Here is a 21,341-nt window from a genome sequence, read left to right as displayed (position 1 = left end):
TAATGGCATCAAATGGGTTAAAGAGTAGGGAAAATATATAATCAAACTTTTCCCCTAAAACTTTGTGCATAAATTGGATGTAGGAAAATTTTTGGAAATAACCAAATGCCATGAAATGGCAGAAAAGATGCACTACTTTCTTAAACCAAGGCTGGTAATGATATCTCTATAGCGACTTAAGTCTACTTTTTTAAGATAGGCTAATAACCTTTTGCGCTTACCTACTAACTTCAAAAGACCTAATTTTGTAGCGTAATCTTTCTTTTTAACACTTAAGTGTTCCGTTAAATGTTTAATTCTATATGTAAATAATGCAATCTGCGATTCAGAGGAACCACTGTCTTGCTCAGATTTTTGAAATCCAAAGGTTTTAAAAAGCTCGCTTTTGTCGGAGTTGTTGAATCCAAAGGTTTTAAGAAGCGCTTCTTTAGTTTCTTGATTTTGATTGGTTAACTTCATAGCGTTTATTACAGTAAATTTAAACCTGGCCTAAGCAAATTTAACCATAAAATCATCCATTGGCAAATTTAAATTTGGGTTATAGCTATTACTTAATTTTTTATTTGTTTAAAATTGGCCTAAAGTAGGCCAGTAGGGCTGATGCTCATCTTGTTTTTTTAAGCAATCCTGGTAAGTTCGTCAACACATTGAATCCTTTCTTATCTACTTTTTTCATGATTTTATAGATCATATCAAACTGTTTGAGCAATTGATTCACCTCTTGGGTAGTTTTCCCGCTGCCACGTGCAACACGTTCACGACGGCTTCGATCTATAATATGGGGATTTTGTCTTTCTTTAGGTGTCATAGAGGCTATGATTACTTCACAGTTTTTAAATAGATCCTCTTCTAAGGGTAGATCTGGCATTATTTTTCCTAGGCCTGGTAGCATGCTCACCATTTCTTGTAGATTGCCCATTTTTTTAATTTGCTGAATTTGTTTGGCCAAATCTTCCAAATTAAATTGATTGGTTTTTATTTTTTGCTGTAAGCTACGTTGTTGTTCTTTATTATAGACTTCTTCTGTGCGTTCTACAAAGGAGATCACATCCCCCATGCCCAGAATACGACTGGCCATGCGGTCTGGATGAAAAAGATCTAGATCCTGCATCTTTTCACCTGTACTGATAAACTTAATAGGTTTATGTACTACACTACGAATGGAAAGTGCTGCACCTCCACGGGCATCTCCATCTAGCTTGGTAAGTACTACACCATCAAAGTTAAGCTGCTCATTAAAAGCTTGCGCCGTAGTAACTGCTTCTTGGCCTGCCATAGCGTCTACGACAAAAAGTGTTTCAGAGGGGTTTAAGCTTTCTTTAAGCATGCGAATCTCCTGCATCATCCCTTCGTCAATAGACAAACGACCTGCGGTATCTACAATCACAAGGTCCATAGCCTTATTTTTAGCTTCTTGAATAGCATTTTGCGCAATAGTACAAGGATTTTTTTCTTCTGGCTCTGTATAAACGCTTATATTAAGCCCCGCGCCTAGTGTTTTAAGTTGGTCAACTGCTGCGGGTCTATAGACGTCACAAGCCACTAAGAGGGGTGTTTTGTTTTTCTTTTTGTAGTAATGTGCCAACTTACCTGTTAAAGTTGTTTTTCCGGCCCCTTGTAGTCCGGCTATCAATATTATAGCTGGATGACCCGTAAGACGCACTTCACTATGTATGCCACCCATTAAATCCGTTAAGGCATCCTGGACTAGCTTTGTAAAAAGCTGACCCGGCGAAACAGATGTAATCACATTGGTTCCAATGGCTTTTTGTTTAATATCATCTGTGACTTGCTTGGCTACTTTGTAATGTACGTCTGCCTGAACTAGACTTCTACGGATTTCTTTTATAGTAGAAGCAATGTTTATTTCTGTAATACGACCTTGCCCTTTTAAGGACTTTATGGCTTTTTCTAGATTTTTACTAAGACTCTGAAACATAATATATGTAATTTTTGTTCCTCCGGTTGGCTTATGAAATGGTTTGGTAGTGGAGCGTAGTGCAATTTTGTTCTTGTAAAATCATTTCAGCGATGGTTTGAACCGCTTCTAACGCAATCTGCCTAATGTACTCAATTTTCTTGTTTACTAAGTTGGTATCACCTTGTAAGGTAGCTACTGCCAATTCTTGTGCACGATGTACGAGATTTACTTGACCAAAGATTAATGCTGCCTCCATCTGATTTTTTACTTTTTCTAATGCAGTAGGGGTTGTATGCTTGATTTTTTTCAATACTTCTATTAAAGCGCTTTCCGATGCTTCGAATGGTACATTTGGGGCTAAACTGCCACTAATGACCAATAGGCCGGGGTCAAATGATTCTGTAGTATAGGCGTCTATTCTAGTATAAAGGGCTTGTTTGTCTACAAGGTTTGCATGTAGCAAAGCAGACTTTCCTTCGTTGAGTAGGTAGCATAATATTTCTGCTGCATAGTAACCAGACATACCTTTGCCTGGCATATGGTAGGCTTTATACAGTATAGGGAAGGGTACAGCCTCTTGAACTACTTTTCGCCTAGGTAGCACTTGATCTGGTTCTTGAGGTAGGGATCTATGGTAAGGAGGGCCAGCTAGAATGGGTTCAAACCATTTTTTACATAATTTGGCTACTTGTGATTGGGTCACCTTGCCCGCAACTACTAAAATCGCATGATTGGGTCTATAGAATTTGTAAAAAAAGGCTTTTACATCATCCATAGTAGCACCCTCTATGTGGCTTAATGATTGACCAATGGTGGGCCATTTGTAGGGATGTGTTGTATAGGCCATATTGGTTAAATGGTGCCATGCATCACCGTAAGGTTGGTTGAGATAATGTTCTTTAAACTCCTCTATTACTACTTTGCGTTGTACTTCTAGTGATTTTTCATTAAATGCAAGTCCAAGCATGCGGTCGGACTCAAGCCAAAAAGCTGTTTCTAGGTTAATAGCAGGTAGGGAACAATAATAATTGGTTAAGTCTGTAGTCGTATAGGCATTGTTGTCACCGCCTACTTGTTGTAAAGGGGTATCGTAAACGGGAATGTTACAAGATCCACCAAACATCAAGTGTTCAACCAGGTGGGCAAAACCTGTTTTTAAGGGGTGCTCATCTCGCGCGCCTACGTCATACATTAGGTTCATTACCGCAATATGGCTGGTTGGATCTTCATGTACAATAACTTGTAGGCCATTGGATAAAGTAAATTTTTCGAAATGAATCATTTTTATATAAGGTCAAATTGCTATAGCTTATTCCATTCGCTAATGGGTGGCAGGGTGGTTGGGTTAACCATGCCATGAAAAGATTGATACACACGCCCAATCAAATGAATATGGGTAAAAAGGCCTTCAGATAGTCGCATAAAGGTTACTTGCAGTTTGCCGCCTTTAGTGATTACGGTTATAGGGCTGTTTAAGCCATAATAGGCACTGAAAACCAGGGCGCTAGCGACTGCTCCTGTACCACAAGACAGTGGTTCTGATGCCAATCCACATTCACACGTGCGGACTAGAATAGTATCTTCTTCAGCTAATTGCACAAAATTGAGATTGACACCCTCTTTTTCGAATGGGTGCCTATTTCTTCTTGGGAAACCAACTTCTTGCATATTAACAGTTTGAATCGCATCTACCCTCTCTACATAATGGCGTGTGCCATTGTCCAGGAAATAGCCGCTGTCTAGTGGTTGAATCACATCTACATCCTGTAAGGTTAAGTACACTAGGTCATTACATATATAACCTGTGTGTAAGCCGTCTATAGCGATAAAATCAGCTTTTTTATCCACGATGCCTAGTTGCTGTGCATAGTGAAGCGCTGACCGACTGCCATTAGCACACAGCCCCCCACCTTGGCTACCATCTGCATTATAGTGCAATAGGGCAAAGTCACAACCTATCTTTTTTTCAATGGTAATGATCCCATCTGCACCAATACCAAATTGGCGATGGCACAGTTTTTGGGTTACCATAGGGCTATATGTACAATACTGATCTTGGAAATTATTAATGATAATAAAATCATTTCCGCAAGCTTGATACTTGGCAAATCTAAGTTGCATGGAGACCATTTATAAGTTCAAGCGGGTATACAAGCACCTTCCTGAAAAAAATTCCAATATAGCCCATTTACCCTATGCACTGTCATACATCATTTACATCTGAAAATCGTTGTTAAAGGATATAAAACGAATGCAATAAAAAACTGCAAGATATAAAAATAATTTTTTAAAGTATATGGTAAAAACATCTGAAAAATTAGTGCATGTATGGTTATGTACTCTGGTTTAGGTGAAATGTAGAGGATCAGTAATGTAAAGCATAGCTATGTCGGTTCATTGCACAATGGTTGCACTTGTAGTGGTTCTGTCGCGTTTATTCTAAAAAAAGCACTAAAAACGTGAGTTCGGGATTTATTTGACTGATTTACAACAATTTAATATCAATTATTTAGTTAATATTTGCACCTATTTAACAAGTTTTTATATCTAATTTTATAAAAATAATATATATAATAAACTGATTATCAGAATTATTTGTTATTCAACTACCTATTTAACTGTCTATAAAACAAATTTTATAAATTTTTATTAATATTGATTATCAAATGAAAAAATAATCTAATCCCGAACTCAGGTTATTAGTAAAAGGATAGCAGATGGCAGTATGTTGAAGCTAATTAAACAAACCCTAACAACGTCAATAGTAAAACAAGGTAAAATTACATGCAAGAAAGTTGGAGTACCGCAAGGATCACCAATATCACCGTTGTATAGTAATATCTACCTAAATGTTATAGACCAAGTGTGGCACTCAAGGGGGTATCCAGAAAAGCTAAGCGCAACCTTGCATAGGTATTGTGATGATGCAATTTTGGTATGTCGTAAGAGTGCTAGCTTAGCGCTGGAGAAATTCATAGAATTAGTAAAGAGGTTATCGCTCATTATTAACCACCAAAAGACACGAATAACGAAACTGAAAGAAGGCTTTAACTTCATAGGTTTTTACTTTGTAAAAAGAAAGAGTCCAACAAGTGGCAGAAATAGCATTTATACGTGAGTTCGGGATTTATTTGACTGATTTACAACAATTTAATATCAATTATTTAGTTAATATTTGCACCTATTTAACAAGTTTTTACACCTAATTTTATAAAAATAATATATATAATAAACTGATTACCAGAATTATTTGTTATTCAACTACCTATTTAACTGTCTATAAAACAAATTTTATAAATTTTCATTGATATTGATTATCAAATGAAAAAATAATCTAATCCCGAACTCAGGTGAAGAAGACTGTCGGACCGCCGTATTCGGGAAAACTGAACGTACCTTGGGATGAGAAGGGAATGGGTAAACAATGAAGAATCAAGTTAGTCAGCTACTGTATTGCGAGCAATCAGAAGCAATAGATATGCTTAATTTTAAGTGGTCCAACCATTTCTTTACTCTAGACCATTGTAGAGATAGAAAACATTCCTATGATTCAAAAAGGACAAGTAATCGGAGCTAAAAATCATCTTTCTACTTTTGAGAATTTTGTTATGCTAATGGCCGAATAATAACCAATATATATCCAAAACTTCACTTAAAACGTGAGTTCGGGATTTATTTGACTGATTTACAACAATTTAATATCAATTATTTAGTTAATATTTGCACCTATTTAACAAGTTTTTATATCTAATTCTATAAATATAATATATATAATAAACTGATTATCAGAATTATTTGTTATTAAACCACCTATTTAACTGTCTATAAAACAAATTTTATAAATTTTTATTAATATTGATTATCAAATGAAAAAATAATCTAATCCCGAACTCACGTTTAAAAGAAAAGCTTTTACTTATGCCCGTGCGAGCATGGGCATTAACGATATCTTAGCTCGACATCTTTTTTCCGGGTAGGTTAAAGTTCGAGTTGAGATAGATCGGTACTCTGACACAGTTTAGGGAATACTTCCTCCTAAGGCTTATTTAAAGCACAGTTTTAAGATATATTTACAATATAATCAAGGGATCTATTTCGAGCATCTCTTTAACCAAGTTTTCAACTTATCTACTATAGAGCAGTAATCCCAGTAATTCTAAAAGCTTATGTCCCTATGTGGGTCATATTGTGCTACCATGATACCAAATTCATGTAGAAAATTTAACCCTTCCTCACAATCCAGGTTTTTATAGGCTGCATAAGAATCCTTGTATACAACTTTTTTAATATCTACACTAAATATAAGGCGGGCACAAGGCAGACATGGCGAAAGGGTAGTGTACAGCACACCATCTTTTACACTGACATGATTGGTTAATGCATAAAGAACAGCATTTTGTTCTGCATGAATGGCTAAAGAACAACTCCCTTTTATATTCCTAGCACAACCTGTTTTAGGCCATATTTCATCGCAATTATAGGACCCTGTTGGTGGGCCATTGTATCCTATGGAAATAATTCGGGTATCTTTTGTTAATACAGCACCTACCTTCTTTTTAACGCAATGTGAGCGTTCGGCCAATTGAATGGCCAATGACATAAAAATATGATCAAAGGTAGGTTTTGGGGGCATTAATTTTTTTACTATGGCGACATTTATCTTATATGAACCAGGCGTCTGAACAGGCAATAGCGTCAACTTAAGGGTTTATTGGTTAGCAAACTCTTCTAAAAACATGATTCCGTCTAGGTTTATCGACCTTATCTCGACTATATAATCGACTTATCCGGATTTTAATTTTAGCACGTATACTGGCTCTATTAAAAAGTCTCTGAAAGCTCTTGGGAGAGCAATCGCCAACAAGAACCTGATACAGTTTCTGCCTCATTACACCAAATAAAACGGAAAAGTTTAACCGATATTGAGCAATTTGGTCTGGGTTCCAAGCGCCTTGTCTATCACACATATGAAGTGATAGTATATTACACATCACTAAGTGTGCCCAAAACTCTTGTAGTACGGCATCTAAGTTTTTTCCAGAGAAATTCTCTAATTCTGAACCTATCTTAAGTCGTTTATAACACTCCTCTATGTGCCACCTTAATAGGTATGCTTTGCTGATATCGTCTGCAGTAAATTTTTCTCGGTCAAAAAGAGAGGTAACCAATACTTCCAGTTTGTCGTTGGGTAAACTAAGGGCTATGACCCTTACTTTTTGGCCGATTGTCTTGGAATTATTTGCCAACATAAAATCAAAATCTGATTTACCAGATGAAACCATTTTCCATAGATTGGTATAATTTTTTTCTTGCACACGAAAAATAAAGTCTGTTTGGCAAGCATTATGTTGCTCAATAAACTTTATTGAAATATAACCACGATCATAGATGAATAATAGTTTTTCTTGCTCTAATGAACGCAGTTGGTTAATTACTTCAGGTAATTGTTCTTCTGCCATTGTTTGCTCTCCCACATGCCAAGGTGCAAAACGTGCACTGATAATCAGAGAAGTACATAAATCAACGAAAAGGGAACCTCTAGCCAATGAAAGCATAGTGCCTGTAGTTCCATTCGGGTTAAGGCGACCAAACTTAGAGACGATTTCTTGAGAACCAGGCAAGCGAACTGAGGAGCCATCTCTAGCAATAACTCTATAACCTCTCCATGTTCCATATGAGGTATCACCTTGATAAGCTGTTTGAAGGCTTAAATCCAATAATTCTTTAAATCCTGTATGAGCAATTTTATATCTTGCTTTTGAAAAAGCTTGCTTGGATGGGGGAATTTTAAAAGTTGATGGTTCCATAAGTTCACACTCTATACCTAAACTTTTTTAACTAACCTCAAAATCATAGAAAATACCACTGGAAATGTAAGTTTTCTCCTGCGTGTGAAACTATTTTTTGCCAAACAATGCTTCACTGGAAACTTACGCAAGTGTATGGTATCTTTAATTCGTAAAATAATATTTTTCCCTTTCTCTACCATGTCTTTATATAAAAAAGTACATTTTAAACTTTATTCATCAAATAATACAGAAGGAAAGTATTTTTTATAGAATTAAAAGACAATTATAGGTAGATACTTGAAGGGAAAAACCAAACAATACTAAACAAATAATTACTCATATTTTCCCTTAAGTTGACGCCATTGACCGATCATATAGGTTGGAAGCAACTTACGCAAGCATTGGGGGACCGGGTACAATTAGTAGGGGATGATCTATTTGTGACCAATCCCGTACGCTTAAAGAAGGGCATAGAAGAAAATTTAGTGAATGCAGTGCTGATTAAATACAATCAGATAACGTGAATTCGGGATTAGATTATTTTTTTATTTGATAATCAATATTAATAAAAATTTATAAAATTTGTTTTATAGACAGTTAAATAAGTAGTTGAATAACAAATAATTCTGATAATCAGTTTATTATATATATTATATTTATAAAATTAGATATAAAAACTTGTTAAATAGGTGCAAATATTAACTAAATAATTGATATTAAATTGTTGTAAATCAGTCAAATAAATCCCGAACTCACGTTAATTATCATAAAGCAACTGATACAATAGAAACAATAGACTTTAGCCATTTTACGAAAGCAGCCAAAAGCTTCATGATAACTGTGGAATATCTTTCCTTAGATGGTAAATTGCAACCATAAGTATAGTTTGATGCTTGAAGTGGTTCAAAAACCACAGCTATTCAATTTGTACCAACGTACCATTTACATAACCTATCTAACCTACTTATTATAGTGTTTATGGCCATTCCTTCTTATACAGAAGCTAATATCCGCTCCCTAGCCTGGCAGGAACATCTCCGGTTGCGCCCTGGCATGTATATTGGGAAATTAGGAGACGGTAGCCTGCCAGATGATGGCATCTACATATTGATCAAAGAGGTCATTGATAATAGTGTAGATGAATTTGTAATGGGTTATGGAAAAAAAATTGAAATAAAAATATCTGACGATAACCAAGTTTCTGTTCGAGACTTTGGAAGGGGTATTCCATTAGGAAAAGTAATAGACTGCGTGGCTAAAATTAATACAGGAGGAAAATATGATGGCCAAGCTTTTCAAAAGTCTGTAGGTTTAAACGGAGTGGGTATAAAAGCAGTGAATGCGCTTTCAGAATATTGTAAAATACAATCTTTTAGAGATGGATTAACCAAATCAGCCACTTTTTCTGCTGGCGTTCTGTTAGAAGAATCAGAAATTCTGCCTACTAATGAGCCAAATGGAACGCATGTTATATTCAAACCAGATTGTGCTATTTTCAAGCAATTTTCTTTTGTACCCCAATATATAGAAGAACAAATAGCCCATTACACCTTTTTAAACACAGGACTTATTTTTAACCTAAATGGTAAGCGATACCATTCTCGAAATGGGCTTTTGGATTTATTACAAGCCAAAACAGCAGCTGAAACCTATGCTTACCCGATCATCCATTTTAAAAAACAGGATATTGAATTATCGCTCACACACCACCATACGCTCTCTAACGAGGTTTATTATACCTTCGTCAATGGGCAATTTACTCCCCAAGGGGGGGGGCATTTAAATGCTTTAAAAGAAGCCATTGTACAAACCGTACGGGCATTTTATAAAAAAGAGTTTGACGCCATTGATATTCGAGGAGGGTTAATAGCTGCACTTTCCATTAAGGTTCAAGACCCTATTTTTGAATCCCAAACCAAGACAAAGCTTGGCTCACAACAGATGGGCCCTGAAGGGCCAACCATTCGTAGTTTTATTATTGCTTGTATCAAAAGTGAATTAGATAATTATCTACACAAAAATCCATCCGCAGCCGAAATATTACAAAAACGTATTCTACAATCTGAACGTGAACGTAAGGAAATAGCTGGCATTAAAAAATTGGTCCATGAAAAAACAAAAAAAGCCAATCTACACAATAAAAAACTAAGGGACTGTCATATTCATTTTAATTCTAAACATCCCCATCGCGTGCAGAGTACTATTTTCATTACAGAAGGTAATTCTGCAAGTGGTTCTATTACTAAATCCCGTAATGTTGAAACCCAAGCTGTATTTTCATTGCGGGGCAAACCATTAAATTGCTTTGGACAATCCAAAAAACTGGTTTATGAAAATGAAGAGTTTAATCTATTACAGCATGCTTTAAATATTGCCAATGGGCTGGATGGATTGCGTTACAACAAAATCGTTATTGCTACAGATTCGGATGTAGATGGCATGCATATCCGGTTACTTATATTAACCTATTTTCTACAGTTTTTTCCAGAACTGGTCTATAATGGACACCTCTATATACTGGAAACACCTCTTTTTAGAGTACGCAACAGAAAGGCAACCCATTATTGTTACAACGAACAGGAAAAAGAGGTAGCCATCAAGTCACTGGGTGCACAACCTGAAATTACCCGTTTTAAAGGGCTAGGAGAGATATCTCCTGATGAATTTACACATTTTATAGGAGCAGCGATTCGGCTGGTGCCTGTAACACCAGCTACCAATAGCGCCTTAGAAGATTTACTAACCTTTTATATGGGAAAAAATACACCAGAGCGGCGGAATTTTATTATTCATAATCTTAGAATAGAAGAAAACCTACCTGAGCTGTAACAAGCAATATGTACCTTACTTTTTACGTGAGTTCGGGATTTATTTGACTGATTTACAACAATTTAATATCAATTATTTAGTTAATATTTGCACCTATTTAACAAGTTTTTATATCTAATTTTATAAATATAATATATATAATAAACTGATTCCCAGAATTATTTGTTATTCAACTACCTATTTAACTGTCTATAAAACAAATTTTATAAATTTTCATTGATATTGATTATCAAATGAAAAAATAATCTAATCCCGAACTCACGTTTTTTGCTTGATCAAAAAACAGCAAAAAATCAAACGCTGTGCAAAAAGTTGTTGCAACCACACTGGGAAACACAGAAGCTGCCATGTGGCCCCCATTAAACTGATGTTCTCCTTAGCTGTAAGGTGCACTTTCTGATCGCAACTTTTTACAAGGGGCGTTTTTTTTGGTTTTAGGTAGTCTTACCAAATAACGTGAGTTCGGGATTTATTTGACTGATTTACAACAATTTAATATCAATTATTTAGTTAATATTTGCACCTATTTAACAAGTTTTTATATCTAATTTTATAAATATAATATATATAATAAACTGATTACCAGAATTATTTGTTATTCAACTACCTATTTAACTGTCTATAAAACAAATTTTATAAATTTTTATTAATATTGATTTTCAAATGAAAAAATAATCTAATCCCGAACTCACGTAAATAAGAAAAAGATTATACTGGACAGATTTATAAAATCTAAGAAATATACTATTTTATCTAATCATCAATAACATTTATGCCTTAAGTTGACGCCATTGGCTGAACGGGTAGAGTGGTCTCGGCAGGAATCGAACCTGCATCAAAAGTTTAGGAAACTTCTATTCTATCCGTTGAACTACGAAACCAGTGCCCGACTAATTTAGGTGATTGTGGACTTTTTTCAACTATATCATACATAGTCGGCGTAAAACGCATACAACTACAGGAACCTCTTGATCAGTTTGATGCAATCGATTATCACTATAAATCATATAAACCAATCCCAAATGCATCTATAGCAGGCCTCGTTACAGAGACGATACGGATGATATGCTAGATTTTTTACATAAATTAAAGTTCTATACATAAAGTAATCTAAAATAGAGGTTCATTCGTACCTATTCAAGCCAGTGGCAAATAAGGCATGTATCACACTTTTTTCTTAATCAAAAAGTGTGCAAAAAATCAAGCCCTCTGCAAAAAGTTGAGTAACTCTTCACAAGAGGCGGTTTTTTATGTTTTTCGTAGTATTTCCATACATATTTGCACCAAACCAACCTATGCGCGGAAGAATTATTGTAGGATTAGATCCTGGAAGTGTAATTATAGGCTTTGGTATTATTCAAGAAGGGGAAACGGGTAGTGCCATAAAGCTAATAGAACATGGTGTTTTTCAATTAAAAAAATACAAAGAGCATATGTTACGGATGCGTCATATTTATTTATATATGACGGAATTGTTTCAAAAACATGTGCCAGATGAAGTAGCTATTGAGTCGATTTTTTATGGAACCAATGTACAATCTATGCTTAAGTTAGGCAGGGCACAGGGGGTAGCGATTGCAGCAGCCTTAGCTTGTGAAATACCTGTTACAGAATATGCGCCACGTAAGGTCAAACAAGCTGTTACTGGAAATGGAAATGCTTCAAAGGAACAAGTTGCTGCTATGGTTGGCCATCTGCTTAACATACCTACCCCATCTACTTTTTTAGATGCGTCAGATGCGCTAGCGATAGCTTTGTGTCATAGCCAACAACGCCTATCTGTCACTGCTAAAATCAAAAGTTGGTCGCAATTTGTAGCAGCGCACCCCAATTGCAAGCGATCCTCTTGTTAAGAGCTGAATCATCTCCATACCATAACCACCATCTACTATTCCATCTTACCTTTTATTTTTTTATTTGATCATAAAGTGTTTATCATCTATTGGCTGAATCATAAATATAATGTCTCTATACACCTATACCTTCTTCACCTAATTTGATATGAACGTGAGTTCGGGATTTATTTGACTGATTTACAACAATTTAATATCAATTATTTAGTTAATATTTGCACCTATTTAACAAGTTTTTATATCTAATTTTATAAATATAATATATATAATAAACTGATTATCAGAATTATTTGTTATTCAACTACCTATTTAACTGTCTATAAAAAAAATTTTATAAATTTTTATTAATATTGATTATCAAATGAAAAAATAATCTAATCCCGAACTCACGTTTTTATCAAAAAAAAGTAACTTTATAAAAGTTGCACACAGCTTAAAAAAGCAGGTTTAATACAAACATTTAATAGATTTGATAGATGGAAAAAAGACTGCTTAGAAAGCAGTAAACGCATTAAAATTGTATTCATTAATGAAGTGCAGCTGTCAAGATTTAAGCTTACAGCTGGTATATATTTAGGCGTTAGGGCTTCTGATAAGTAATACCATTAACACAATAATTTTCTAACTGGTAAAATTATTCGTAAACTTGGACATTTGTTACTCCCTAAAAGGATAGATCTAGTAAGGAGGTCTATATTCCTTAGTAGTTATACATAAATTATAGAAACATGGCACATCCAAAGAAAAGATCATCTGCTTCCAGAAGAGATAAAAGAAGAACACATATTAAGTGTGCGATGCCCGCTCTTGTCGTTTGTCCTGTTACCGGTGTGGTACATACACCACACCGTGCATTTTGGCATGAAAATAAAATGTATTATAAAGGCAAAGTCGTGATGCATACGGCAGGCACTCAATAATTGATTATGCTGTTTTACTTTGTTCGCTTTTGAACAGGAAAATTTTTTTTACCAAATCTGTTCAGTAGATGAAAATAATCAAATGTGCCTCCATTGCAGGTGTATCTGGATATGTGCCAGACTATGTGTTGACCAATAGAGAATTGGAGCAGATGGTAGATACCAGTGATCAGTGGATTACTACTAGAACGGGTATTCAAGAAAGAAGAATCCTAAAAGGAAAGGAGCTGGGTACCTCGTTCATGGCCATACAAGCAGTAAAAGATTTGCTGCAAAAAACAGCTACCGATCCTGCTACGATAGATCTCCTCATATGTGCGACCATTACGCCAGATAGGATTACCCCTGCTACCGCTAATATTATTGCCCATGCGGTGGGTGCTGCTCATGCTTTTAGTTACGACTTACAAGCTGCTTGTTCAGGTTTTCTTTATGGACTCGATACAGCAGCTCAATTTATTGCCTCAGGTAGAGCCAAAAAAGTAATTGTAGTAGGCGCGGATAAGATGTCTTCTATTACCAATTATGCAGATCGGGCTACCTGTATTCTTTTTGGGGATGGTGCGGGTGCCGTACTGGTAACAGCACATGATGCAGATAGTGGTTATGGTATTATAGATACCATCTGCAAAACAGATGGTGCAGGGCAAGACTTGCTCTATCAAAAAGCAGGAGGCAGTAGGCTGCCCGCTTCACACGAAACCGTGAATGCGCAAGCACATTACATTCACCAAGATGGCCAAAATGTATTTAAGGCAGCTGTTACGGCTATGTCAGACGTAGTAATAGAAATTATGGCTGGTAATCACATTGCCGCAGCAGATATTACCTATCTAGTGCCCCATCAAGCCAATAAACGCATCTTACAACTTGTAGCCGATCGTGTGGCCATTCCTATGGAAAAGGTTATGCTGAACATCCATAAGTATGGCAATACAACAGCCGCAACCATTCCACTTTGCTTGTGGGATTACGAACAAAAACTAAAAAAAGGTGATAAGTTGATTCTAACTGTTTTTGGAGGCGGATTTACCTGGGGCGCCATATATATGGTCTGGGGATATGATGGTTGTAAACCTATGTAAGGGTTTGTATATATAAGGCAAAAATATATTTTTAAGTAGTAGCAATAAGCTTAACATATTATGGCAAATACAAGTGATATTAAAAATGGCCTTTGTATTGTATTGAACAATGATATTTACAGTGTCGTGGAATTCCAGCACGTCAAGCCAGGTAAGGGAGCGGCCTTTGTTAGAACCAAATTAAAGCGTTTAACCAAAGAAAGCCAAATTGACCATACTTTTAACGCAGGTGCAAAAATTCATATCGCACGCATCGAACGCAGACCCTACCAGTTGCTCTATAAGGATAGTGCAGGGTACACTTTTATGCACACGGAGACCTTTGAACAACTAACCATTCAGCGATCGCTTATTAATACACCTCAATTCTTAAAAGAAGGACAACATGTGGAAGTCGTTTACTACGATGATGAAAACGTGGTATTAAAGTGCGAATTACCCCCATCTGTGTTATTGCGGATTACCTATACAGAGCCAGGGCTCCGAGGCGATACCGCTACGAAAACATTAAAGCCAGCTACCTTAGAAACAGGTGTAGACATTAGGGTCCCTTTATTTATTAATAATCAAGATCTTATAAAAGTAGATACCCGTACCGGTCTCTATATGGAGCGTGTAAACGAGCAGAAAAAGTAAGTATGAAAACCAAAGAAATTCACGAGCTGATTGACTGTATTACCAAGTCAGGGTTAGAAGAGGTGCATATTGAAACAGAGAACATTAAAATTCATGTTAAAAGGAGTATGCCCATCCCTGGGCATCTCGCACCACTTGCGCCCAATGCGCCACCGCCTTCAATACCTACGCAAACAGTAGAAAATAGCCGCAATTATATAACGATTAAATCCCCAATGATTGGTACTTTTTACCGATCACCTAACCCTGAAGAAGCCCCATTTGTAAAAGAAGGAGATGCTATTGTAAAAGGGACCAAGCTCTGTATTATAGAAGCTATGAAGCTCTACAATGAAATAGAGTCAGAAGTTACGGGCAAGATCGTTCAAATCTTGGTTGATGATGTCTCTCCTGTGGAATATGATCAACCACTTTTTGTAGTAGATCCAGTTACCGAATAAATATCACATCCATCCTTATTGAACCAGTTTGATCGGTTCTGTCTCGTTTATTCTAAAAAATCATTATTTCAGTATCTGCAGTTAAAAAAGTAGTTATTATGTTTAATATTTCGCCCAAATTATTACCTTATTTTAAAGGGTTCTGTCGCGTCTATAGTTTTCTTAGTATAGGTTTTTCGTTTAAGTCAAATTTTGGATATTATGCGGCCATTAAGATAGCAAAGTTCTCAAAAGTAGAAAGATGATTTTTAGCTCCTCTTACTTGTCCTTTTTGAATCATACGAATGTTTTCTATCCCTGAAATAGTAATGGAAGCAGAATAAAAATTCTTAAAACCCAGCATAGGTTTTATCCGTTTTTTGATAAACCTATGATCTTGTTCAACTCTATTATTCAAATATTTGTTTTGAAATATTTGAATGGTATGATCTTGATCAAGATCTGTATTGATCGCATCAAGGGCAGCTTTATTACTACCGCTTTTGTCAATTACTACTTTCTTAGGAATATTATTTTCTGTGATCGCCTTGCGAAAAAAAGAAAGCGTTGAAGACTTGTCTCTATGATCAGATAGAAAAAAGTCAACTGTATCACCATAACGATCTACTGCTCTATATAAATAGATCCACTTCCCGTTTAGTTTAACATAGGTTTCATCCATTTTCCAACTACTACCAATTGGTCGTTTTCTTTTTCTTACTGCTTTATCTATCAGAGGAACAAACTTAATAACCCATCTCTGTAGCGTAGAATGATCAACTCTTGCGCCTCTCATACGCATCATCTCTTCCAAATCTCTATAGCTCAAGGAAAAACGACACTTCATGTATACAAATAACAGGATGACTTCTGATGAAGAACAATAACCTTTAAAATATGGTAATAACTCGGGAGAAATATTAAACATAATAACTACTTTTTTAAATACCGATACTAAAATAATCATTTTTTAGAATAAACGCGACAGAACCATATTGAACACGCCTAAAATTAGAAAGTTTGTATTGATTTTTTTAAAAATTTTTTATAAAATTGAGGGCTATATTTTTTTCTTAAATAAACGGCCTAGCCAATTATGTTAATGCATAGAACAAACAATCCATCCAACCTGGTGGCCGATGAGGAGGGTAAAGCCGCCATTCTAATAGCCCTGGTTACCCCCCAGCAACCTCTAACCAAAACAGAAGAATATCTTACAGAATTAGCCTTTTTAGCAGATACTTGGGGACTGAAAGTTGTTAAACAATTTATGCAAAGGTTAGATTATCCACATGGTGCTACTTTTGTAGGTAAGGGGAAAGTAGAAGAAATAGCTGCTTTTATAAAAGCAGAAAAAGTTGATTACGCTATTTTTGACGATGAGCTTTCTCCCTCACAAGTGCGTAATTTGGAAAAATTACTATCCTGCCAGATATTGGATAGAAGTTTGTTGATCCTTAATATCTTCTCCATACGTGCCCAAACCAAACAAGCGAGCACACAGGTAGAATTGGCGCAATATCAATATTTATTACCACGACTTACCAGAATGTGGACCCACCTTTCAAGTCAAAAAGGGGGTAGTGCAGGCATGCGTGGCCCTGGTGAAAAAGAATTGGAAACGGATAAAAGAATTATTCAACACAAAATCACCAAACTGCGTGAAAAGTTAGCAAGTATCGCACAACAATGTATTACCAGGCGTAAGGGACGGGTGGATTTGGTGCGTGTTGCATTGGTAGGGTATACTAATGTAGGAAAGTCTACTTTGATGAAGCTGCTATCCAAGTCAGACATCTTGGTTGACAACAAACTATTTGCTACAGTAGATGCTACTGTACGTAAGGTAGTATTAAATGACAAACCTTTCTTACTAACCGATACGGTAGGCTTTATTCGGAAACTACCCCATACATTGGTGGAATGTTTTAAATCTACATTGACAGAAATTAAAGAAGCAGATTTGCTACTACATATAATAGATGCATCACATAATAGTTTTCAAGAGCAAATAAATATAGTCAATCAAACTTTAGCAGAAATAGGTGCAGATAACTTGCCAAGAATTTTAGTATTCAACAAGATTGACATGATCAAGCAAAATAAGGAAAATATGTTAAGAGCTACCCACGCAACAGATACACCAATAGAAGTTGCTTTAAAAACAGGTGCATATAGCAGTACGATCAATGGTTATCCTGCAGTGTTTATCTCCGCAACACAAGACCTACATATCGATCTTTTAAAAGAAACGATTACAAAAGAAATAGAACGGATTCAGGTAGCAAGATATATAAAAGCTAGCTATTAGCTTAGGCATGTATATGCTACTTTTTGCTGGATAAAAAGGTAGGTTTCCCTTACTTTTTCCTTGATCAAATTTTTATTTCGTAACATTTCCACACCGCTCAACGGGGTACTTTTATGGAAATAAAATGGAAAAAAAGTATTTTACCATTCAGGAGGTAGCCCGCCATTTTGGCGTAGCACCTTCTTTGATACGTTTTTGGGAAAAAGCCTTTAGTGGAATCCTTCACCCCAATAGGAATAGTAAGGGGGCTAGGAGGTATCAAGAAAAGGATATCGCTCAGTTGCGTTATATCTATACACTGGTTAAAGAAAAAGGATATAGCTTAGCAGGCGCACGTAAAGTGATTCAGAAACATGGTAATACGCTTACCATTACGCCAGAAGAGGTTGTTCAACGATTACGTGCATTGCGTTCTTTCTTGGTGGCTTTAAAGGGTTCTGTCGCGTCTATTATACTGGACTGAAAAATTCGGACAAAAAAGGGTTCTGTCGCGTCTATATTTTCGTTAGTATAGGTTTTTCGTTTAAGTCAAATTTTGGATATTATGCGGCCATTAAGATAGCAAAGTTCTCAAAAGTAGAAAGATGATTTTTAGTTCCTCTTACTTGTCCTTTTTGAATCATACGAATGTTTTCTATCCCTGAAATAGTAATGGAAGCAGAATAAAAATTCTTAAAACCCAGCATAGGTTTTATCCGTTTTTTGATAAACCTATGATCTTGTTCAACTCTATTATTCAAATATTTGTTTTGAAATATTTGAATGGTATGATCTTGATCAAGATCTGTATTGATCGCATCAAGGGCAGCTTTATTACTACCGCTTTTGTCAATTACTACTTTCTTAGGAATATTATTTTCTGTGATCGCCTTGCGAAAAAAAGAAAGCGTTGAAGACTTGTCTCTATGATCAGATAGAAAAAAGTCAACTGTATCACCATAACGATCTACTGCTCTATATAAATAGATCCACTTCCCGTTTAGTTTAACATAGGTTTCATCCATTTTCCAACTACTACCAACTGGTCGTTTTCTTTTTCTTACTGCTTTATCTATCAGAGGAACAAACTTAATAACCCATCTCTGTAGCGTAGAATGATCAACTCTTGCGCCTCTCATACGCATCATCTCTTCCAAATCTCTATAGCTCAAGGAAAAACGACACTTCATGTATACAAATAACAGGATGACTTCTGATGAAGAACAATAACCTTTAAAATATGGTAATAACTCGGGAGAAATATTAAACATAATAACTACTTTTTTAAATACCGATACTAAAATAATCATTTTTTAGAATAAACGCGACAGAACCGATCGTTATGGTGATACAGTTGACTTTTTTCTATCTGATCATAGAGACAAGTCTTCAACGCTTTCTTTTTTTCGCAAGGCGATCACAGAAAATAATATTCCTAAGAAAGTAGTAATTGACAAAAGCGGTAGTAATAAAGCTGCCCTTGATGCGATCAATACAGATCTTGATCAAGATCATACCATTCAAATATTTCAAAACAAATATTTGAATAATAGAGTTGAACAAGATCATAGGTTTATCAAAAAACGGATAAAACCTATGCTGGGTTTTAAGAATTTTTATTCTGCTTCCATTACTATTTCAGGGATAGAAAACATTCGTATGATTCAAAAAGGACAAGTAAGAGGAGCTAAAAATCATCTTTCTACTTTTGAGAACTTTGCTATCTTAATGGCCGCATAATATCCAAAATTTGACTTAAACGAAAAACCTATACTAACGAAAATATAGACGCGACAGAACCCTTTTTTGTCCGAATTTTTCAGTCCAGTATAATAGACGCGACAGAACCTAAAAAAGTACAAAAGATAATATCGGCCAGTCATTTTTTTTATTTTATAGAAAAAAGCTTAAGTTTGTTAAGGTTTATCCCCCCTAATTTAGAAGGGGTTATGATTCTTTAGCTTATAGAAATATATGTATGCAATTGTAGAAATAGCTGGGAAACAATTTAAAATTTCCAAAGAGCAGTGGCTTTACACCCCTAAATTGCAAAGTGAGGTGGGTGCTTTGCTCACTTTTGATAAAGTTTTACTTTTAGATGATGAAGCGGGAGCGGTGACCGTTGGTGCACCTACGCTAAATGGGGTAACGGTCAAAGCCAAGGTATTGGAACATACCAAGGCAAACAAAATCATCGTCTTTAAGAAAAAAAGACGAAATGGATACAAAGTAAAGCGAGGGCATCGTCAAGATCACACGCGGATTGTTATTGAAGATATTACAAACTAATATAATAACATGGCACATAAGAAGGGAGCCGGTAGCTCCCGTAACGGAAGAGATTCAGAAAGTAAGCGGCTCGGTATAAAAAAATATGGTGGAGAAGCGGTAATACCTGGTCATATCATTGTCAGGCAAAGGGGTACCCGTTATTATCCTGGTAAAAATGTTGGCTTAGGTAGGGATCATACTTTATTTGCCTTAACGGATGGCGTGGTTATCTTTAAAAAGAAGCGTATGCGGTCTGTTGTTTCGATAGATGGTCTATAGTCTATTGCTGTTACACACCTGTTCCTAATAATAGGCAAAAAAATAATCCATTAACTATTTGCAAACTAGATTTGCTAGAAAGGTAATACTATGGCTGTAAAAATAAGATTAGCTAGATGCGGCAGAAGGCATCTAGCAGAATATGACATCATTATAGCTGATGCAAGATCGCCACGAGATGGTCGTTTTATAGAAAAAATTGGGAGCTATAATCCCAACACAGCACCTGCAACGGTTAAACTTAATGAAACCAACGCATTGAAATGGCTTTTTCAGGGTGCACAGCCTACCGATACCGTTAGAACCCTTTTGTCCAAACAAGGTGTTATGCTTAAAAAGTATCTTCAAGTAGGCGTCATAAAGGGGGCCATCACTCAAGAGCAGGCGGATGAAAAATTTGCTAATTGGAAGGCAGATCGGGCAAAAAAAATGCTTAATACGTGAGTTCGGGATTAGATTATTTTTTCATTTGATAATCAATATTAATAAAAGTTTATAAAATTTGTTTTATAGACAGTTAAATAGGTAGTTGAATAACAAATAATTCTGATAATCAGTTTATTATATATATTATATTTATAAAATTAGATATAAAAACTTGTTAAATAGGTGCAAATATTAACTAAATAATTGATATTAAATTGTTGTAAATCAGTCAAATAAATCCCGAACACACGTTTAATCACTGCGGTTAGTGCAATCTTCCCGTATGGATCCGCCTCGATATTCGGTAGTTGCGTGGTAATCTTACAATTAAATTCATTTCGATCAAAAAATAGTTAATTAATGAATAAGGAAAATATTATGGCTCAAGTAGTAGCCATTGTTGTTGATAAGCTCAATGTTTCAGCTCAAGAGGTTTTGCCTACAGCACATTTTGTAAATAACTTAGGTGCTGATTCTCTAGACCAAGTAGAGTTGGTCTTGGAGCTTGAAAAAAAATTTAATGTATTCATTAAGGATGATGAAGCGACCAATCTACAAACCGTGGGTAGTGTGGTAGATTATTTAGAAAAGGCTTTGGCACAACGTAAGGCTTAGCTCACCTT

20 protein-coding genes, 1 tRNA gene and 4 pseudogenes are annotated in these 21,341 nt (G+C 35.7%); 16 read left to right on the top strand and 9 right to left on the bottom strand.

From position 1 onward, the window contains the following. Window positions 1–132: 132 nt before the first annotated feature. The 4 genes from rpsO to NBW36_RS04465 form a co-directional block, all read right to left on the bottom strand. A complete protein-coding gene (rpsO, locus tag NBW36_RS04480) occupies window positions 133–459 on the bottom strand; it encodes a 30S ribosomal protein S15 (protein WP_250238061.1) in 327 nt (108 codons plus the stop codon). A gap of 145 nt (window positions 460–604) precedes the next feature. Continuing rightward, window positions 605–1,939, bottom strand: a complete 1,335-nt coding sequence (ffh, locus tag NBW36_RS04475; protein ID WP_250238060.1) for a signal recognition particle protein — start codon at window positions 1,937–1,939, stop codon at window positions 605–607. 31 nt (window positions 1,940–1,970) lie between these two features. Then, a complete protein-coding gene (locus tag NBW36_RS04470) occupies window positions 1,971–3,203 on the bottom strand; it encodes a M16 family metallopeptidase (RefSeq protein WP_250238059.1) in 1,233 nt (410 codons plus the stop codon). 20 nt (window positions 3,204–3,223) lie between these two features. Further along, the gene (locus tag NBW36_RS04465) at window positions 3,224–4,042 is read right to left on the bottom strand and encodes a diaminopimelate epimerase (RefSeq protein ID WP_250239144.1); all 819 of its coding nucleotides are present in this window, start codon (window positions 4,040–4,042) and stop codon (window positions 3,224–3,226) included. 604 nt (window positions 4,043–4,646) lie between these two features. Between NBW36_RS04465 and NBW36_RS04460 the strand changes: the two genes are divergently transcribed. After that, the gene (locus NBW36_RS04460) at window positions 4,647–5,039 is read left to right on the top strand and encodes a reverse transcriptase domain-containing protein (protein WP_250238057.1); all 393 of its coding nucleotides are present in this window, start codon (window positions 4,647–4,649) and stop codon (window positions 5,037–5,039) included. Window positions 5,040–5,439: 400 nt separating this feature from the next. After that, window positions 5,440–5,547: pseudogene (locus tag NBW36_RS04455) on the top strand (IS6 family transposase); the annotation flags it as partial. Between the two features lie 530 nt (window positions 5,548–6,077). Here NBW36_RS04455 and NBW36_RS04450 read toward each other — a convergent pair. Then, entirely contained in the window at window positions 6,078–6,554 is a 477-nt protein-coding gene (locus tag NBW36_RS04450; RefSeq protein ID WP_250238056.1) for a deoxycytidylate deaminase, read from the bottom strand. An 82-nt stretch (window positions 6,555–6,636) separates the two neighbouring features. Next, window positions 6,637–7,910, bottom strand: a pseudogene (locus tag NBW36_RS04445) (IS4 family transposase). 168 nt (window positions 7,911–8,078) lie between these two features. On the opposite strand from NBW36_RS04445, the pseudogene eno reads away from it, so the two are divergent. Both eno and NBW36_RS04435 read left to right on the top strand, forming a co-directional pair. Next, window positions 8,079–8,228, top strand: a pseudogene (eno, locus tag NBW36_RS04440) (phosphopyruvate hydratase); the annotation flags it as partial. Window positions 8,229–8,688: 460 nt separating this feature from the next. Continuing rightward, window positions 8,689–10,539 (top strand): DNA topoisomerase IV subunit B, encoded by a 1,851-nt coding sequence (locus NBW36_RS04435; protein WP_250238055.1) that lies wholly within the window; start codon window positions 8,689–8,691, stop codon window positions 10,537–10,539. An 809-nt stretch (window positions 10,540–11,348) separates the two neighbouring features. On the opposite strand, the gene NBW36_RS04430 is transcribed toward NBW36_RS04435, so the two are convergent. Then, a tRNA-Arg gene (locus NBW36_RS04430) sits at window positions 11,349–11,420 on the bottom strand. Between the two features lie 414 nt (window positions 11,421–11,834). Here NBW36_RS04430 and ruvC point away from each other — a divergent pair. From ruvC to accB, 5 genes are all read left to right on the top strand, one after another. Beyond that, entirely contained in the window at window positions 11,835–12,392 is a 558-nt protein-coding gene (gene ruvC, locus NBW36_RS04425; RefSeq protein WP_250238053.1) for a crossover junction endodeoxyribonuclease RuvC, read from the top strand. Window positions 12,393–13,120: 728 nt separating this feature from the next. Then, entirely contained in the window at window positions 13,121–13,312 is a 192-nt protein-coding gene (rpmF, locus tag NBW36_RS04420; protein ID WP_250238051.1) for a 50S ribosomal protein L32, read from the top strand. A gap of 68 nt (window positions 13,313–13,380) precedes the next feature. After that, complete coding sequence (locus tag NBW36_RS04415; protein ID WP_250238049.1) at window positions 13,381–14,397, top strand: beta-ketoacyl-ACP synthase III; 1,017 nt, start codon at window positions 13,381–13,383, stop codon at window positions 14,395–14,397. A 60-nt stretch (window positions 14,398–14,457) separates the two neighbouring features. Beyond that, window positions 14,458–15,033 (top strand): elongation factor P, encoded by a 576-nt coding sequence (gene efp / locus NBW36_RS04410; RefSeq protein ID WP_250238047.1) that lies wholly within the window; start codon window positions 14,458–14,460, stop codon window positions 15,031–15,033. A gap of 2 nt (window positions 15,034–15,035) precedes the next feature. Next, complete coding sequence (gene accB, locus NBW36_RS04405) at window positions 15,036–15,473, top strand: acetyl-CoA carboxylase biotin carboxyl carrier protein (protein WP_250238045.1); 438 nt, start codon at window positions 15,036–15,038, stop codon at window positions 15,471–15,473. Between the two features lie 199 nt (window positions 15,474–15,672). Here the strand turns inward: accB and NBW36_RS04400 are convergent, their stop codons facing one another. Next, window positions 15,673–16,380 carry an IS6 family transposase gene (locus NBW36_RS04400; protein WP_250239135.1) on the bottom strand — a complete coding sequence of 236 codons (708 nt, stop codon included), beginning with the start codon at window positions 16,378–16,380 and terminating at the stop codon, window positions 15,673–15,675. Window positions 16,381–16,554: 174 nt separating this feature from the next. Here NBW36_RS04400 and hflX point away from each other — a divergent pair, with 174 nt between their 5' ends. Together hflX and NBW36_RS04390 are read left to right on the top strand one after the other, a co-directional pair. Beyond that, the gene (gene hflX, locus NBW36_RS04395) at window positions 16,555–17,763 is read left to right on the top strand and encodes a GTPase HflX (protein WP_250238043.1); all 1,209 of its coding nucleotides are present in this window, start codon (window positions 16,555–16,557) and stop codon (window positions 17,761–17,763) included. 124 nt (window positions 17,764–17,887) lie between these two features. Beyond that, window positions 17,888–18,226 (top strand): MerR family transcriptional regulator, encoded by a 339-nt coding sequence (locus tag NBW36_RS04390; RefSeq protein ID WP_250238042.1) that lies wholly within the window; start codon window positions 17,888–17,890, stop codon window positions 18,224–18,226. A gap of 79 nt (window positions 18,227–18,305) precedes the next feature. On the opposite strand, the gene NBW36_RS04385 is transcribed toward NBW36_RS04390, so the two are convergent. Then, complete coding sequence (locus NBW36_RS04385) at window positions 18,306–19,013, bottom strand: IS6 family transposase (protein ID WP_250239143.1); 708 nt, start codon at window positions 19,011–19,013, stop codon at window positions 18,306–18,308. Between the two features lie 64 nt (window positions 19,014–19,077). Here NBW36_RS04385 and NBW36_RS04380 point away from each other — a divergent pair. The 5 genes and pseudogenes from NBW36_RS04380 to acpP all read left to right on the top strand — a co-directional run. Continuing rightward, window positions 19,078–19,482: pseudogene (locus tag NBW36_RS04380) on the top strand (IS6 family transposase); the annotation flags it as partial. A gap of 234 nt (window positions 19,483–19,716) precedes the next feature. Continuing rightward, window positions 19,717–20,031 (top strand): 50S ribosomal protein L21, encoded by a 315-nt coding sequence (rplU, locus tag NBW36_RS04375; RefSeq protein ID WP_250238040.1) that lies wholly within the window; start codon window positions 19,717–19,719, stop codon window positions 20,029–20,031. Between the two features lie 9 nt (window positions 20,032–20,040). Beyond that, complete coding sequence (rpmA, locus tag NBW36_RS04370) at window positions 20,041–20,292, top strand: 50S ribosomal protein L27 (protein WP_250238037.1); 252 nt, start codon at window positions 20,041–20,043, stop codon at window positions 20,290–20,292. 90 nt (window positions 20,293–20,382) lie between these two features. Beyond that, window positions 20,383–20,736, top strand: coding sequence for a 30S ribosomal protein S16 (rpsP, locus tag NBW36_RS04365; protein WP_320412870.1), 354 nt, complete (start codon window positions 20,383–20,385; stop codon window positions 20,734–20,736). A gap of 342 nt (window positions 20,737–21,078) precedes the next feature. Continuing rightward, entirely contained in the window at window positions 21,079–21,333 is a 255-nt protein-coding gene (gene acpP / locus NBW36_RS04360) for an acyl carrier protein (RefSeq protein ID WP_256465574.1), read from the top strand. Window positions 21,334–21,341: the final 8 nt, after the last annotated feature.

The sequence above is a fragment of the Cardinium endosymbiont of Oedothorax gibbosus genome (assembly GCF_936981045.1).
GTDB lineage: Bacteria > Bacteroidota > Bacteroidia > Cytophagales > Amoebophilaceae > Cardinium.
This window is presented reverse-complemented; position numbering and strand designations above follow the sequence as displayed.